Source organism: Eubacterium ramulus (assembly GCF_003122485.1).
Taxonomy (GTDB): Bacteria; Bacillota; Clostridia; order Lachnospirales; family Lachnospiraceae; genus Eubacterium_I; species Eubacterium_I ramulus_A.
On the sequence record NZ_JRFU01000061.1, the window covers coordinates 1 to 14,710 of the forward strand.

The following is a 14,710-nucleotide window of genomic DNA, read 5'->3' on the forward strand; positions in this document are numbered from 1 at the left end:
TACTCACCACTTGCAGAAGTGGGAGTCTCAACTCAGACTGAGATAAATCCATGCTAAAATCTGGGGTTGTCATCAACCTCTTTTTCCGTTATCCTTAATAAGTAATTACACAATGATTCTAAGGAAAACATACTAATTTATACAGACCGGATTTATATACCAGAATTCACACTTGTTCGACTTGAATTTATTGTTTTTGGGAGGTTTTATCAGTGATTCAAATCGCAATCTGCGACGATTCAGAAGTAACACTGCAACATCTGAATCAGGCAGTAACTACTATATTACAATCCAATCAGGAAGTTGCAGATATCACATTGTACAGCAAGAGTGAAAACCTGAGTTATGACATCAAAGAAGGTCACTTTTTTGACCTGATTTTGACAGACATTGAAATGCCGCATATGAACGGTATGGAATTAGCCGCAACGATTCGGACACATCTGCCCGGTGCGCTGATCATCTTCATTACCGCTTATACAAAATACGCACTGGATGCCTTTGAGCTGTCCGCATTCCGCTACATTGACAAAGAAATGCTCCCGGAGAAGCTGCCGACAGCCCTCAAAGATGCCTTTCGGATTCTTCATATGCAGACTGACCAGTACTATCTGCTCTCCAATACACGCATGTATCGAAAATTATTGCTGAAAGACATCCTGTACATATCCCGCGAAGGGAAAAACAGTGTTTTTCATTTAACAAACCAGACCGAAGTAAAAGAGCGCAAAAGTTTAAATCCGGTTATGGAAGAACTGAACAGTTCTGATTTTGTTTTTGCTGACAGAGGAATCATCGTAAATCTGCTCCATATCGTATCCATTCAGGACACAACGATTGAATTAGATAACGGTGAATTTCTTCCTGCCAGTCTTGCACGTATCAGGGAACTCAAATTACTGCTGCAAAAATTATGGAGGAATTCTTTATGACAACATTCTTCATGATATCCGATTACGGCTTTGCCATATTAAAAGTGTTTATATTTTTTATATTACTGCATGCGGTTTATCCTACGTTCAAGTACCGGTATGCAGTCATTATTTCCTACATTGCGGCACCATTTTATATACAGATCAATGACTATCTGCTATATACGATGCTTTCCGTTTTGCTGTATATTCTGATTCTTTTTATCAGCGGATGCATTTTGGTTCGTAAGAAGTTTTTTGTTATAATCTTCCTATCCACTTTTTATGTGCTGATGGCGGGATGTATTGAACTTTTTTATATCACAATGATGCTAAACTTCTCGCGTCACGGCGCAAGGTTCCTTTCGGTTCTCCATTCCTATCCTGACCGGACAACGATTGCTTTTTCTCTGATTACAAAAGGATGTGAACTTGCCCTTGTCCTGATCACAGCTGCAATCATCCGCCGCATGAGTGATGGAAAGAAGAAAGTCTGGAAACTGCTTATCGCTACTGTCGTTGGATGTTTTGTTATGATATATCTGATGCATAAAACATTCAGCAATTATTTTGAGGCACCAAAATTCTGGGTGATCCTCATCGCTTTTTTACTGCTGCTATTTGCCGTTCTGCTCTTTGAGATCGATCTGCGAAACAGACAGCATTTACTGGAAAAAGAAACTCTGAGCAAACATCTTCTAGAAGAAAAATATCAGAACTTGAACGAAGTATACAGTCAGAACGCAAGGTTATACCATGATCTGAACAACCACCTGATTGCTCTGGATCATTTGCTGGATGATGGAAATATATCAGAGGCAAAAACGTATATCGCCGCGATTCAGAAACCGGTGCAGATTTTGAAGAAAACCCACTGGACTGGTGATGATGTGGTAGATGCCGTATTAAACAATAAAATACAGCTCATGGAAAATCGAAAGATCCGCTATGAGATCCAGACCGATTTCCCGGATAAAACCGGAATTGAAGCAGCCGACCTTTGTACAATACTGGCAAATTTACTAGATAACGCCATTGAAGCTGTCGGTAAACTCCCGGAACAGACTGCTCCATTAAAAATCCGTATCCAGAGCATTAAGAAATTTGTGTTGATCGAAATTTCCAATCCATCCAAAGAAATCAAATTTACGGATGATGGACTTCCACCAAAAACACGCAAATCATCTTTTCATGGATGGGGACTGCATAATGTCACTCAGGCAGTAGAAAAATATAATGGAACAATTTTATTTGAATATGAAAATGGAATTTTTACCGCCTCTGCAATGCTGTTCTTTCCGCAAAACAATGACAATGCTTCATAAATCACAAACAAAACGGTACGCTCCTTACTTGGAACGTACCGTTTTGTCTGCCCTTATTTTTATTTCGTTTTCATTCTTTGTTGGATAAATCTGTAATGTCACAAAATTGGAAACCTTTCCAACGAAAAGGAGTAATTACATCATCTCCGGGTTATCCTGGAACATATGCAGGAATTTTGCTTCGTCCTCACGGTTAGAACACCATAACTCAAGTTCCTCTCCGTGCTGGCCAAGAAGTGCTGCAATTGCAATATACTGTGATAATGTAGATTTCAGATTGTATTTATCACCATACTCTGATGTTAAGATTACATCTCCAGTACACTCATTAACAACTCCTAAAAATACGTTTACATCTTTGACATTTTTGATTTTCATACGTGTTTCCTCTCTTTTTCTAAGCCTTTTTACGTTACGAAAACCCTATCTCATTGATTGAATCATACTATCTGGCTATGTATTTGTCAATAGCGGAGTGACACCATATTTTATACCAAGATTCCCTTTTTATTATATGTAAGAACCTTCTTTTTATGCTTATATTATAACAAGATAATTTATATCTTAGCAAGAAAAATCTTTTGAAAATTCCTTTACTTACATTACAATTACTCTTTAATTATTTCTTCACTTTTACCAGAACCCATTCATCAGAATACTGAGAACCGCCGTCTTTACACGCAGCTGCTTATTTGCAAGCGGCGCATACATTTTCAGCTTCACACTTCCGATCAGCAATCGTTCCGGCTTATGATAAGTATACTGCAGCGCATTTGCCGGTATTTCATAATAATCCCTCTGTCTTCTTGCCGGAACAAATACATCCGATTTTGTCTCATATTCCAGCTTCATCAGCTTTCCGGAATAAAGAATCTTTTCCATGCGCCGTCAGTTTCACTTTGCCCTTATCTTCTACAATATCCATCTGCTTTAACACTGCCAGACAAACGAATTGACAAAAATTCCATTCTCCACCCGAAAAACCGGAATTATTGCAGATGGATCCTATCGTATTTTTGGAATTACAGATCAGAATCATATTGTTGATTTGTCGGATTGTATTTCTATTGAGCAGTCAGCTACTAAGTCAGAAGGTGATTTTATTATTCCTTTGGGGTACTGAAACTGGCACATGGGATACCCACAATACGGATAAATCTTTAGCTGAAGAATAAAAATACCTCCTGCACGAAAAACACCTACGATATTTTTCATGCAGGAGATGTAATACATTTTCCTTTTGAATATTGCCACTAAACCATGTAAAACTATATCCGTAGTATACTGCTATAAATGACGATTTATGTCACGCGCACCATATATCAGGCGTCGTACTTCCATAACATCTCCAATAACTACATAGTATACAACATAATTCCTCACATAAATCCTATAATAAGGATAATCCCTCTTTTTTGCAGAACGATACGGTTCAAAGGCAAGAGGATTTTCTAGTCTTTTTAATATAGAAGTTTCTATATCATCCACTAAGCGAAGTACTGCACTTTCATTTTTCAAAACGTTTGTAATATAATTTATTGTACTTAACAAATCTGTCTCAAATATTAGGAAGATAACGGAGTGAATAAGATTTATTTTCCATATATTGCACTCCTTGCTTTTTTAAATACACTTTCATGAGAAAGTCTTTCATCAGTCACTGCTGCTTGCCGATCCGCCTCATCAAGCTTCATTTCTATATTATCAGTAAGACTAGCATATTCTTCTAAACTTAAAACCACCATAGCACCATAACCATTTTTTGTTAAATATACCGGATTTCCGTTATTAACAATTGTCTCAATTTCCGGAAATTTATTTCTGAGGTCAGAAACAGGTCTGATTTGAATCATTTTTATTTCTCCTTTCGCTTTATATTATCTTTATTTTATCTTAATTTTATCACATTTGCAATTTCTTTTGTTAAAAATAAAAATTAATATCTTTTTAGTTCATTTACGTCTTTTATAACTATTTTCACTATAAAGTGATACTTTATTACTGAAAGGAAGTACTTATATGGAAATAATAACCAAATTTATTACAGAAAAAAATACATTCAAATCATCTATTCATAAGCCATACTTATCTCGCATTGACTTTAGTGCAATTTGTGCATCTTTTACTGCCCTTCCTTAATCTGATTCTCAGATATTTTTATATCACCATATATTTTAGTCTTTATATCTCTTAAATGATTTTTCACATCGTCATCCGTCGGCTTCCACAATGTTCCTTCTTTATAATGTTTCCTGCACAAAGCCACATAACTCTCATTGGAACCAAGCATAATCTGTGCACCTTCCCGGACAATCTTCCCATCTGCATATCTGGTATTACACTGTGTCCGTTTGCCACACCAACAGACCGTCGGAACTTCTTCTATCACGTCAGCGATATCCATCAACCGTCTGGAGCCCGGAAACAAGTGATTCAAAAAATCTGTTCGTAACCCATAGCAGAGAACCGGTATCTCATAAAAATCAACGATATCCGACAGTGTATCCACTTCCTACACTTTCAGGATAAAACCGATAACTTCTTACAGGTTAGAAGCTAAAAAAATGAAGTGTAAAAAGAAAGGAAAGAAAAAGCAGCCTCTCGCGAGACCGCTTAAAATATGGTTTTTTCAGTTTTCAAGATATTACAGTTTTTGGGTAAATTGACAATACTTTTCTTAACTCACACACTTTGTTTTACGCCTTCACGAATTGTGATTGTCTAAATATTATACTCTGTCATCTGATTTACAGCCAATGAATCTGTGTCGTTGCCCTTGGATGCTGCGGTGCATTATTTTCTTTTGCATATCCAAGCACACATGCAAGAAATCCATACCTACCAACCGGAAGTCCAAGCATATCGCAGAAATCCTGATTATTTACCATATTTTCTGTAACAGAAATAAGCTGAAAATCCAGATTTAATGCAGTAGCTTTAATCCACATATTCTGCATCATATGTGCAAGACTCTGATGTTCTGCTCTTCTGGCGCCACGCCACTCGGCCGCAATGATCAGACAGGGTGGATTTGGGAAGGTGCTTTCCCCGCATTCCGCAACATGTTTCCACAATTTTTTGACACCTTCTCCATTTTCTTTCAAAAAAGGATCTGTCTCTTCTTCTTTGATTCTTGCATCTAAATCTACCTGGCTCTGCTGCCTGATAAACGCATCTATTTGTTCCATTTTCGGATCATCCTTTTTAATTACAAAAAAATGGCGGAACGGTGTAACTGCTTTTGCATCAATGGACGCATATGGTGCGATACATCCAGCCTGGATTACTTCTTTGATTTCATCATCAGTCGGCACATTCTCCGCAAATGCACGACAAGTTTTTCTGGCATTTAATATACGATCTAATACCTGATTATCTTCTTTTGTAAACATATTTTATCCCTCACGTTCAATTTTTATTTATTGTACCAGAAATAACCAATGTCTGTCTATGCCGAGAGTTTACCGGTTTTTTATCCTCTGTTAATTATTATTATTCGTTAATGTTCCCACATATTCTCCATTATTATATACAAATGGACCGGCTTCTCCCTCTTCTCCGAAATACTCTGGTCTCAGTGAAAGGATATTAAGCAATTCATCCATATTATGCACCTTTGTTGCCTGATACGGTTGTTCAAATGCAATTTTTTCCACAAATAAATAATAGTCACTGTATTTTATTAATAAACCGGTATGTCCTACAAAAATAACATCAGAATCCGGGTCGTATATTGCAATACTAAGCAGCGAAATCCTGTCACTATCTATTTGAAAACCATATTGCTTCCAGCTATCAGAAAATGTTGTTTCCGGATGTTTCTCATCCGTAACATGCTTTTCCCCATATAGTGTAGTAAACATGTTTATCTTCTGTTTTATTATTTTATATCTGTCTGCATTATCTATTGCTTCCGTATCGAACATCAAATACGTGCCGTTATAGTCAGCTTCTGTTGATTCCGCGTGAAGCAGCCCATCCAGCAGAAGAAAGGCTGTCATTCTGCAATCGGTGTCTGAATAGTCATGAGTTTTTTCCCAACCATCCATACATTTACCGGTATCAGTATTCATTTTTTCAGGATTTGACCAGCTATCTTTTAACTTTGCATTCTTTCCTGCAGAATCTGCGAAATCAGTCACCCATTCTTGAAATGTATCTACATGTGAAGCTCCCGCAGAACTAAGTTCTTTGCAAATCTCTGTAATAGTATTGTTTCCTCCCATATAAGTTGCTGTTGGCAGTTTTTCTTTTTTTTCTGCACATCCACTCAACATCATACATAAAAGAATAATAAAAACCGATAATTTAATAGCTGCTCTTATTTTACTTTGTCTTTTCAACAGATATTACCTCTCCTTCAAATGGATCAACTTCAGAAATTGTTCCTATATATTTTACAATCACAGTATCTCCGTTGCAAACGCTCTCTAATCCATCCGGCTTTTCTTCAAAAGTAAAACTATATGGTGTGTTCTCATCGTCTATAATAACAAATTGAAAATCCTTAATCTCATCGATTGTTCCTGTAAGCTCCTTTTCTTTTTTTACGCCTTCCTGTTTAGACTCTTCAGTAACACTTGTTGCAACATTATCGTGATTTGTCTCTTTACTTGCACAGCCTCCAATCCATCCGATACAAAACACCATGCCAATTATGATCGTAATTAGTTTCTTCTTCATTATAATACCTCTCTTCTTATTATTTTCTTATTATTAGTACTCGCATGTACTTTTTCAGAGTATATTACTCTTTATACCATGTAAATAGAATACCAATAAAATTAAAGAAATATTTATTTTTTGTTGTAAATAGTATGCCTATATGACTCAAAAAAGTGACAGAAGTTTTTTATCTCCTGCTACTTTTGTTTTATTTTCTTATGGACAATTACAATGTATCCAAATAGTTCACTAATTCATTAAAATTAGCAATCCATATAGAATCCACTAATTCATCACCATCTTCAGAAACTCAGAAATTGAACGCCTTCGCCATTAAACAAGGGAAATGTAATGTAGTTCAAGGAGATGTATCTGCTATACCCTTTTCTGACGCGACTTTTGATTATGTTTCTGCCTTCGAAACAGTTTACTTTTGGCCAGGATTAGTAAAATGCTTTTCCGAGGTCAACCGTGTGCTGAAAAGCGAAGGCATATTCCTGATTTGTAACGAGAGTGACGGAACGAATGCCGCAGATGAAAAATGGACAAAGATGATCAATGGTATGAAGATTTACACATCTAAACAACTTGTTGCCGCTTTGAAAGAAGCGGGTTTTACAGAGATCAAAACGTATTCAAATGCAAAAAATCATTGGATAAGTATTGTTGCAACGAAATAGCCAAATTCCGGTTTGGAGAATTGAAAAAAATGGAATTTACCTATTAAGACATATAAATTCTTGACAATAAAGCTCCTATATAGTATGTTTTTAACAAACTACTATATAGGAGCTTTTGTATGGAAATGAATGGAGGATTTCTTGTCACAAAAATAAAACAGCTTGGAGACCGGATTTTTGAGAAGATTCTCAGTGAAAAGAATATTGATGCGTTTAATGGAGCCCAGGGACGTATTCTTTATGTGCTGTGGCAGGAGGATGGTATCTCAATCAGGTCACTCTCCACTAAATGCGGATTAGCGATAACATCTCTTACTACGATGCTGGAAAGAATGGAAAATCAAGGGCTGATAAGCCGTGTTCAGTCTGAAACGGACAAAAGGAAAACACTCCTGTTTCTGACTGAGAAAGCACATGCCTTAAAGGGCGAGTACGATTCTGTATCTGATGAGATGGGCAGTATTTACTACAAAGGTTTTTCAGAGGAAGAAATTACCCGGTTTGAGAAATGTCTCGACCGCATCAGAAAGAATCTTGAGGAGTGGCAGAAGTCATGAGTATTTGTATCAAAGATCAGATTCAGAACATGAATATCGTCATTGGCTGCACAGTGGGGTGTACATATTGCTATGCCCGCAACAACGTGAAACGCTGGCATATGATTGATGACTTCGCTGACCCTGAATTCTTTCCGGGTAAGCTCAAGATGATGGAAAAGAAACGTCCGCAGAACTTTCTTCTTACCGGGATGAGCGATCTCTCCGGATGGAAGCCGGAATGGAGAGACGAGGTATTTGCAAAAATCCGTGAAAATCCACAGCATCAGTTCCTGTTCCTTACCAAGCGACCTGATTTGCTGGATTTTGATACCGATCTGGAAAACGCATGGTTTGGCGTTACGGTGACGAGGAAAGCAGAACTGTGGCGTATCGACGCCCTTCGGAAAAACATCAGAGCAAAGCATTACCATGTTACCTTTGAACCGTTATTCGACGATCCCGGTACAGTTGACCTTTCCGGAATCAACTGGATCGTTGTCGGCACTATGACCGGAGCTCAGAGCAGGAAGATTCATACGGAGCCGGAATGGGCATGGTCTCTGGCGGACCAGGCACATAAGCTTGGCATTCCGGTGTTTATGAAGGAAGACCTTGTCCCTATCATAGGGGATGAAAATATGATTCAGGAAATGCCGGAAGAATTTAATAAAGTGTTAGAGGTACAGAAATCATGGAAGAAGAAATAAATGGAATCCTCATTCGTGAGGTGGAGACAAAGAACATCATGACTAAGTCTAGTCTGCCGGTAGGTGGTTACTCGGTCAATCCCTATGTGGGCTGTACACATGCCTGCAAGTATTGCTATGCTTCTTTTATGAAGCGCTTTACCGGACACAAGGAGGAATGGGGCACTTTCCTTGATGTGAAGCATTGGACGGAAATTAAAAATCCGAAGAAATATGCCGGACAGCGGGTGGTCATCGGTTCTGTGACAGATGGCTACAATCCACAGGAGGAGCAATTCGGGAATACCAGAAAACTTCTGGAGCAGCTGATCGGCAGTGACGCAGATATTCTGATCTGCACAAAGTCGGATCTTGTGGTACGAGATATTGATTTACTGAAGAAGCTTGGACGTGTAACCGTTTCATGGTCGATCAACACACTAGATGAAAATTTCAAGAACGATATGGACTCTGCTTCGAGCATTGAGCACCGTATCGCTGCTATGAAGCAGGTATATGAGGCAGGTATCCGTACAGTCTGTTTCGTATCCCCGGTATTTCCCGGTATCACGGATTTTGAAGCAATCTTTGAGCGGGTAAAGAATCAGTGCGATCTGTTCTGGCTCGAAAATCTCAATCTTCGAGGCGGTTTCAAAAAGACAATTATGAATTATATCGCCGGAAAATATCCTGATCTTGTACCACTTTACGACGAGATCTATAACAAGCATAACCGCAGCTACTTTGAAGCACTTGAAGTAAAAGCTGAGAAAATGGCTAAGAAGTATGATTGTGCCTTTGTGGATAATGAAATGCCTTATGGCAGAGTCCCGCAGGGACATCCGGTGATCGTAGATTATTTCTATCATGAGGAAATCCGTGGGACAGAGAATACCGGAAAAAGAAATCGCTAACTTCCAGTTTATTGGAGAGAAAAAAGTAAATCAAAGTAGATTATATTGCAGTATTTCTGGAAATAAGCGTATGTCTCTTGACAAACAGAGTTATCATGTTATAGTACATTTAACAATTAACTGAAATGTTAAATGATGGGGGGATAAATTTGGGAATGCAGGATACACTTCACGCGCTTGCGGATTCTACAAGACGTGAAATACTTAATTTACTCAAGCAGTCGCGCTTGTCTGCCGGTGAGATCTGTAATCATTTTTCCATTTCGGGAGCGGCAATCTCGCGTCATCTATCTATTTTGAAGGATGCGGATTTAGTTCGTGACGAACGGGAAGGCAAATATATTTATTATGAGCTAAATGCCACTGTGCTTGAAGAAATTTTTTTGTGGATCAGTGAATTAAAAGGAGAAAAAGATCATGATCAGACATCATAAAAAAATGTTAGTGTTTACATCTATCGTAACGTTATTGCCAATCGTTATAGGTTTGCTTTTATGGAAACATCTACCAGCTTCTGTTGCAATACATTTTGGAGCAGATGGTCAGCCAAATGGATATAGTTCCAAAATCTTTGCAGTGTTTGGACTTCCGTTCATTCTGCTGCTGCTTCATTTTAGTTGTGCAGTTATAACAAACATTGATCCGAAATCAAAAAATATTAGCAAAAAAGTATTTCGGGGTGTTTTGTGGATTTGCCCGTTGGTTTCTCTGGTTGTTTGTAACATGATTTATGTGTACAACTTAGGATACCTGCTGAATACAGCATTTATTGGTGGATTACTCATTGGAATTCTTTATCTCATTTTAGGTAACTTTATTCCAAAAATAAAACCGAATTATAGCATTGGATTTCGTGTTCCATGGGCATTATGCGATTCTGAAAACTGGTATCATACCCATCGGTTCGGAGGAAAATGTATGGTGATCGGGGGAATTGTTTTGATTGCAACATCGCCATTTCAAAATGTGTGGATACTTCTGGTGTTTGCCATTATTCCGTGCATTTTGCCAGTAATCTATTCGTATCTGTATTATCGAAAGACGATGGATTAACACAACATCAAAATCGGGAAAAGATGTTGCGTCAGAAGCTATTCAAAGAGGAACGCAGAACGCGCAGCCACCGCCTTATCGTCCGGGGCGCAGTCTTTGAAAGTATTGTGCCAGAAGCAAAGGGCATGACCAACGAGGAATCTCCTGAATTTGATTCTTTTTTCATGATATCTGCTCTCCTTAAATTATTTACAACAATCCCCGTCACCGCATCCAAGGCAAGTAAGGGATTCTATAAAGTGTTTGTAATTCATCAATGTCTCACAATTCAAAGAATAGTGATGCCATTTTCCTTCCTTACGATCATTCACAAGACCGCATCCTACCAATATCTTCATATGATGGGATAAAGTTGGCTGGGTAATTTCAAATCTTTCCAAAAGTTTACACCCGCACTTTTCTCCATCCGACAGCATCTGTACAATTTCCAGCCGGTTCGCATCGCCCAAAGCCTTGCATATCAAAGCCACATCCATTGCATTCATATTGACACCTCACATTGATCATTGTCTATGTTCAATATGATATATACATAGATATTTGTAAATGTATGTATTTTAAAAAAGAGAATCAAGTTTTTGATTCTCTTCATACATTCATTATAGCTTTTATCATCCATTTTATTTGCCCCAAACAGCCGCTGCATTCGACCTTACAAGCAGTTCTTCCACAGGCAGACCAATCGGACAAATATCATGACAAGATAACGACTTCCCGCATCCTTCAAAAAATCTCTTCTTATATTCAGCAGAAATCTCATTCAAATGAGTGCTTTCCTGTTCTTCATTCAGAATCCGAAATGCGTTGACTGCAGCAACAGTGCCTGCGAAAGTCCCATTTGCAGAGAAGTTAGGACACACTTCAAGGCAACAGCCACACATCAGACAGCGTGCCGACTGGTATCTCGGTTCATGTGTCCACGAACTCATATAAGCTTCACTTTCAAGCCAAAGGTTCAGTTTTTTCAAATTTTCAAACAGATTTGACCGGTCAACGGTCAAATCTCTTACAAGCGGAAATTTGCTTAAAGGTTCCAAGATGATTGTAGAACCTTTTAACGTATGTAGAAATGTAGAGCATGCCAACCTCGGACGTTCGTTAATCAGCATGGCGCAAGCCCCACATTTTCGCATCATACAGCTACATTCCCAGCTGATGGGAGTAACTATATTTCCTGAGTTATCTTTCAAAGGGGTTCTACTGTTCAATTCCTTTAGAACAGTGGCAACAGAGCTGCTTTTGCTTCCGTCATACTCAAATTCCTGCCAATAACTGTCTGATTTCTGACTCTCCTGCCGCCTGATTCTTATTTTATATAGCAAGTGAATCACCGCCTTTCTGGAACAGGTACAAAGGAAATCTGTATCTGCTTTCCATCAAATCTGGCTACCGTTGTTTTAAGGTAATCATCGTCATTGCTCTTCGGATAATCCTCCCGCCAGTGTGCACCACGGCTTTCTTTTCTTGCAAGAGCACTCTTTAGAACTGCCATGCCAAGCAATGGAAGATTTCCTGTCAGCGCTTGTACCGTTTGAATCCCATTTAACAACGTATTCTCATTTCTGACAACGCCCATAGTCTCCTGCATCACTTTGTTTAATTGCTTTATTTCTGAAATTTGAGACGCTGGTGGAAAATCTATCTGTGTCGCACAAGATAGATCTACTACATCTGCCTGTTCGCATGCTGATTTTGCCGCAACACGTCCTCCGTATAACGCTCCTAACAGAGAATTTCCACCAAGGCGGTTGGCACCATGATATTGGGCACAGCATTCTCCGGCAGCGCAAAGATTCTGAATCGGCGTTCTGTGCTGCTCATCCACCAGAATGCCTCCCATAAAATAGTGAATTCCCGGTAAAACAGACACCGGTTCCTTTCGTATATCTTTATGCAGATAGGTCATACAATCGTCTGCCAGACCAGATAGCTTATTTGAAATAATCTCCTCCGATATTTCCGTCATGTCAAGAAATACCTCTGATTCATGGCTGACCTTCCATATCTCTCTGGCGGTAATATCTCGTGGCATCAGATTTCCAAGCTCCGGGTATTTTTCCTCCATGAAATACCATTGTTTTCCATCTTTCATGGCAAACAACCTGCCACCTTCCCCTCTGGCCGCCTCGCTGATGAGCATGCGTTTTCCACCACATTTCACAGTTGTCGGATGATACTGGATCATCTCGCCATTTGCCAGAGGAACACCAAGCCGGAACAATTCTGCGGTGACTTCTCCTGTATTGCTCAGCGAACCCGTTGTATTTCCAAACAATCCGTGCATACCACCGGTGGCAACAATAACCGCATCCCCCGGTAATTCCACAGTCTCCTGACTGTATTCATCCCTGATTACGCAGCCACAACAAATATTGCCACACAGACGAAGTGTCAGGAAAGAATGATGGCTGAACCGTTCTACCATACCAGATGCTTCTTTCCTGCGAACAGCGTCTATCATAGCTGTCATGATCTGCTTCCCGGTATCGCTCTGTGCAAAAGCAGTCCGTTTCTTTTTCTGCCCGCCAAAATTCCGCAGATCCACATCATCATAGCCACTCATGTTAAATTTAACTCCAAGTTTTAGCAGCCAGTGCACCAGCTCCGGTGCTGCCTGTGTCATTCCCCAAACTGCATTTGGATCAGCCAGACCACATGCTGCCTTTATTGTATCTGTAAAATGTTCTTCGGGACTGTCGTTTTCATCTTTTGTATTCAAAGCTGCGTTGATACCGCCCTCCGCCATAACAGACTGTGCCCGCTCTGACGGAAGGGAGGAAACCAGTTTTACATTGCATCCATTTTCCGCTGCCTGCAAAGCCGCTGAAAGTCCTGCCAGTCCAGCACCTATAATAATAATTGTCTTACTCATAGATATTGCCACCCAATATAATATAAAATAACCGCTCCCGCTATAAAAAGAAGAAGCACCGAAAGGATCAAATAAATATCACTCCTTCGTTCTTTATAACTGATGATTCCCAGTGATACGAGCAATGGGCGGATATTGATAAAAATATGAACAAAGATTGCCGCTACGAACAAAAGCTGAGTTACCATCTTTACCGTTGTAAAAGGGAACAAAATATATGTCCCATTCTGCACCTTTCCAAACAAGCCAATATGGAATAACAGCAGAATCAGTATTGCCATCCCACTGGCTCGTCTCGCCCAAAATATGACGTTTTGTTTCAGATACATTTTTCCTGATTGCTTCGCTGTCTGTAAACTCTGAACTGTCAGGATGACACCAATCACCGTATGCACAACAAGAATACCAACACCAATCCATGCAAGAAGTTTCCCTGCACTACTTCCAACTCCGTTCAGCATAAAGCTGCCCATGATTCCATGAATCATAAAAATGAGAAGCATTAAAACAGACAAAATCGTATTCCATTTTCTCATAAATTCCCGCTCACCTCATTTCTTCGCTGTCCATGATCATATAGTCCATCTGTGTTAGCGTTGTAACGTCAATAAAATCATCCGATGCCAGGAATACATCATACTTTCCACTTACCACTCTTGATAACATCATTGTGTTACTGTACTCTTTCAGATCTACGGAAAAACCGGCCTGTTTCAACCTGTCACAGAGTTTCTTAGCATAACTGACAAGCGGATAATCCGTCTCAGATACATATAACCGAAAACTAATGTCCGTTTTCATGAGATCTGTTTCATTTGTTTCCGAATCGTCCAGTGCCAATTCTTTTAATTTATTCCGGGTGTTCTCGTTGTCGAGACCATCTGACATCATATTAATACCGAGAACATAAGAGCCTTCCAACTGTGCGGAGGCTTGAGCCGCCTTTTTTGACTTCGGTGTTGCTCCTGTGACTGCATCAATCATAGAAGGCGGTGAATGTAAAATGACACCAAAACCTACAAGAAAAACAATCGTAACAACTAACAGAATCAGTTTTCGTTTCAC

At 39.3% G+C, this 14,710-nt stretch carries 21 protein-coding genes and 1 pseudogene; 9 read left to right on the forward strand and 13 right to left on the reverse strand.

Going from position 1 to position 14,710, the window contains the following annotated elements; genetic code table 11:
• The first annotated feature begins 212 nt into the window (after positions 1-212).
• Positions 213-932: a LytR/AlgR family response regulator transcription factor gene (locus LG34_RS05480; RefSeq protein WP_109215192.1), complete on the forward strand. Its 720-nt coding sequence runs from the start codon at positions 213-215 to the stop codon at positions 930-932.
• Positions 929-2,236, forward strand: a complete 1,308-nt coding sequence (locus LG34_RS05485; RefSeq protein ID WP_181369295.1) for a sensor histidine kinase — start codon at positions 929-931, stop codon at positions 2,234-2,236. The genes LG34_RS05480 and LG34_RS05485 overlap by 4 nt, the downstream gene beginning before the upstream one ends.
• Before the next feature lie 135 nt (positions 2,237-2,371).
• On the opposite strand, the gene LG34_RS05490 is transcribed toward LG34_RS05485, so the two are convergent.
• From LG34_RS05490 to LG34_RS05530, 8 genes are all read right to left on the reverse strand, one after another.
• Positions 2,372-2,614 (reverse strand): polya polymerase, encoded by a 243-nt coding sequence (locus tag LG34_RS05490; protein WP_109215194.1) that lies wholly within the window; start codon positions 2,612-2,614, stop codon positions 2,372-2,374.
• Positions 2,615-2,869: 255 nt separating this feature from the next.
• Positions 2,870-3,118: a hypothetical protein gene (locus LG34_RS05495; RefSeq protein ID WP_146190191.1), complete on the reverse strand. Its 249-nt coding sequence runs from the start codon at positions 3,116-3,118 to the stop codon at positions 2,870-2,872.
• 405 nt (positions 3,119-3,523) lie between these two features.
• On the reverse strand, positions 3,524-3,787 hold the full coding sequence (locus LG34_RS05505; protein ID WP_347486662.1) for a type II toxin-antitoxin system RelE/ParE family toxin: 264 nt from the start codon (positions 3,785-3,787) through the stop codon (positions 3,524-3,526).
• A gap of 41 nt (positions 3,788-3,828) precedes the next feature.
• Complete coding sequence (locus tag LG34_RS05510; RefSeq protein WP_109215197.1) at positions 3,829-4,089, reverse strand: type II toxin-antitoxin system Phd/YefM family antitoxin; 261 nt, start codon at positions 4,087-4,089, stop codon at positions 3,829-3,831.
• 269 nt (positions 4,090-4,358) lie between these two features.
• On the reverse strand, positions 4,359-4,745 hold the full coding sequence (locus LG34_RS05515; protein ID WP_242979808.1) for a thymidine kinase: 387 nt from the start codon (positions 4,743-4,745) through the stop codon (positions 4,359-4,361).
• Positions 4,746-4,983: 238 nt separating this feature from the next.
• Positions 4,984-5,628 carry a nitroreductase family protein gene (locus LG34_RS05520; protein WP_109215198.1) on the reverse strand — a complete coding sequence of 215 codons (645 nt, stop codon included), beginning with the start codon at positions 5,626-5,628 and terminating at the stop codon, positions 4,984-4,986.
• A 90-nt stretch (positions 5,629-5,718) separates the two neighbouring features.
• Positions 5,719-6,579: a DUF4300 family protein gene (locus LG34_RS05525; RefSeq protein WP_242979809.1), complete on the reverse strand. Its 861-nt coding sequence runs from the start codon at positions 6,577-6,579 to the stop codon at positions 5,719-5,721.
• Positions 6,563-6,919, reverse strand: coding sequence for a hypothetical protein (locus LG34_RS05530; RefSeq protein ID WP_109215199.1), 357 nt, complete (start codon positions 6,917-6,919; stop codon positions 6,563-6,565). Before LG34_RS05530 ends, LG34_RS05525 begins: the two co-directional genes overlap by 17 nt.
• A gap of 299 nt (positions 6,920-7,218) precedes the next feature.
• On the opposite strand from LG34_RS05530, the gene LG34_RS05535 reads away from it, so the two are divergent.
• The 7 genes and pseudogenes from LG34_RS05535 to LG34_RS17455 form a co-directional block, all read left to right on the forward strand.
• Complete coding sequence (locus tag LG34_RS05535; protein WP_242979810.1) at positions 7,219-7,581, forward strand: class I SAM-dependent methyltransferase; 363 nt, start codon at positions 7,219-7,221, stop codon at positions 7,579-7,581.
• A gap of 119 nt (positions 7,582-7,700) precedes the next feature.
• Positions 7,701-8,138, forward strand: coding sequence for a radical SAM mobile pair system MarR family transcriptional regulator (locus tag LG34_RS05540; RefSeq protein ID WP_005608550.1), 438 nt, complete (start codon positions 7,701-7,703; stop codon positions 8,136-8,138).
• Entirely contained in the window at positions 8,135-8,827 is a 693-nt protein-coding gene (locus tag LG34_RS05545) for a radical SAM mobile pair protein A (protein WP_109215200.1), read from the forward strand. The genes LG34_RS05540 and LG34_RS05545 overlap by 4 nt, the downstream gene beginning before the upstream one ends.
• Positions 8,812-9,720, forward strand: coding sequence for a radical SAM mobile pair protein B (locus tag LG34_RS05550; protein WP_109215201.1), 909 nt, complete (start codon positions 8,812-8,814; stop codon positions 9,718-9,720). The genes LG34_RS05545 and LG34_RS05550 overlap by 16 nt, the downstream gene beginning before the upstream one ends.
• 155 nt (positions 9,721-9,875) lie before the next feature.
• On the forward strand, positions 9,876-10,154 hold the full coding sequence (locus LG34_RS05555; RefSeq protein WP_181369303.1) for an autorepressor SdpR family transcription factor: 279 nt from the start codon (positions 9,876-9,878) through the stop codon (positions 10,152-10,154).
• Entirely contained in the window at positions 10,138-10,773 is a 636-nt protein-coding gene (locus tag LG34_RS17055) for an SdpI family protein (protein WP_109215203.1), read from the forward strand. Before LG34_RS05555 ends, LG34_RS17055 begins: the two co-directional genes overlap by 17 nt.
• Before the next feature lie 23 nt (positions 10,774-10,796).
• Positions 10,797-10,862 (forward strand): annotated as a pseudogene (locus tag LG34_RS17455) (DUF3847 domain-containing protein); the annotation flags it as partial.
• 96 nt (positions 10,863-10,958) lie between these two features.
• Here LG34_RS17455 and LG34_RS05570 read toward each other — a convergent pair.
• The 5 genes from LG34_RS05570 to LG34_RS05590 form a co-directional block, all read right to left on the reverse strand.
• Positions 10,959-11,258: an ArsR/SmtB family transcription factor gene (locus LG34_RS05570; RefSeq protein WP_005330972.1), complete on the reverse strand. Its 300-nt coding sequence runs from the start codon at positions 11,256-11,258 to the stop codon at positions 10,959-10,961.
• Between the two features lie 135 nt (positions 11,259-11,393).
• Positions 11,394-12,104, reverse strand: coding sequence for a succinate dehydrogenase/fumarate reductase iron-sulfur subunit (locus tag LG34_RS05575; RefSeq protein ID WP_431602601.1), 711 nt, complete (start codon positions 12,102-12,104; stop codon positions 11,394-11,396).
• On the reverse strand, positions 12,101-13,645 hold the full coding sequence (locus tag LG34_RS05580; RefSeq protein ID WP_109215205.1) for an FAD-binding protein: 1,545 nt from the start codon (positions 13,643-13,645) through the stop codon (positions 12,101-12,103). The genes LG34_RS05575 and LG34_RS05580 overlap by 4 nt, the downstream gene beginning before the upstream one ends.
• Positions 13,642-14,181: a hypothetical protein gene (locus LG34_RS05585; protein ID WP_009203875.1), complete on the reverse strand. Its 540-nt coding sequence runs from the start codon at positions 14,179-14,181 to the stop codon at positions 13,642-13,644. The genes LG34_RS05580 and LG34_RS05585 overlap by 4 nt, the downstream gene beginning before the upstream one ends.
• A 10-nt stretch (positions 14,182-14,191) precedes the next feature.
• On the reverse strand, positions 14,192-14,710 hold the full coding sequence (locus tag LG34_RS05590) for a DUF6921 family protein (RefSeq protein ID WP_008703789.1): 519 nt from the start codon (positions 14,708-14,710) through the stop codon (positions 14,192-14,194).

What these genes read in the sequence shown, in the direction of transcription:
- LG34_RS05520 (WP_109215198.1), bottom strand. Translation starts at nt 5,628, where the DNA reads ATGTTTACAAAAGAAGATAATCAGGTATTAGATCGTATATTAAATGCC.
- LG34_RS05510 (WP_109215197.1), bottom strand. Translation starts at nt 4,089, where the DNA reads ATGATTCAAATCAGACCTGTTTCTGACCTCAGAAATAAATTTCCGGAA.
- LG34_RS05530 (WP_109215199.1), bottom strand. Translation starts at nt 6,919, where the DNA reads ATGAAGAAGAAACTAATTACGATCATAATTGGCATGGTGTTTTGTATC.
- LG34_RS05545 (WP_109215200.1), top strand. Translation starts at nt 8,135, where the DNA reads ATGAGTATTTGTATCAAAGATCAGATTCAGAACATGAATATCGTCATT.
- LG34_RS17055 (WP_109215203.1), top strand. Translation starts at nt 10,138, where the DNA reads ATGATCAGACATCATAAAAAAATGTTAGTGTTTACATCTATCGTAACG.
- LG34_RS05540 (WP_005608550.1), top strand. Translation starts at nt 7,701, where the DNA reads ATGGAAATGAATGGAGGATTTCTTGTCACAAAAATAAAACAGCTTGGA.
- LG34_RS05555 (WP_181369303.1), top strand. Translation starts at nt 9,876, where the DNA reads ATGCAGGATACACTTCACGCGCTTGCGGATTCTACAAGACGTGAAATA.
- LG34_RS05490 (WP_109215194.1), bottom strand. Translation starts at nt 2,614, where the DNA reads ATGAAAATCAAAAATGTCAAAGATGTAAACGTATTTTTAGGAGTTGTT.
- LG34_RS05580 (WP_109215205.1), bottom strand. Translation starts at nt 13,645, where the DNA reads ATGAGTAAGACAATTATTATTATAGGTGCTGGACTGGCAGGACTTTCA.
- LG34_RS05485 (WP_181369295.1), top strand. Translation starts at nt 929, where the DNA reads ATGACAACATTCTTCATGATATCCGATTACGGCTTTGCCATATTAAAA.
- LG34_RS05570 (WP_005330972.1), bottom strand. Translation starts at nt 11,258, where the DNA reads ATGAATGCAATGGATGTGGCTTTGATATGCAAGGCTTTGGGCGATGCG.
- LG34_RS05495 (WP_146190191.1), bottom strand. Translation starts at nt 3,118, where the DNA reads ATGGAAAAGATTCTTTATTCCGGAAAGCTGATGAAGCTGGAATATGAG.
- LG34_RS05550 (WP_109215201.1), top strand. Translation starts at nt 8,812, where the DNA reads ATGGAAGAAGAAATAAATGGAATCCTCATTCGTGAGGTGGAGACAAAG.
- LG34_RS05585 (WP_009203875.1), bottom strand. Translation starts at nt 14,181, where the DNA reads ATGAGAAAATGGAATACGATTTTGTCTGTTTTAATGCTTCTCATTTTT.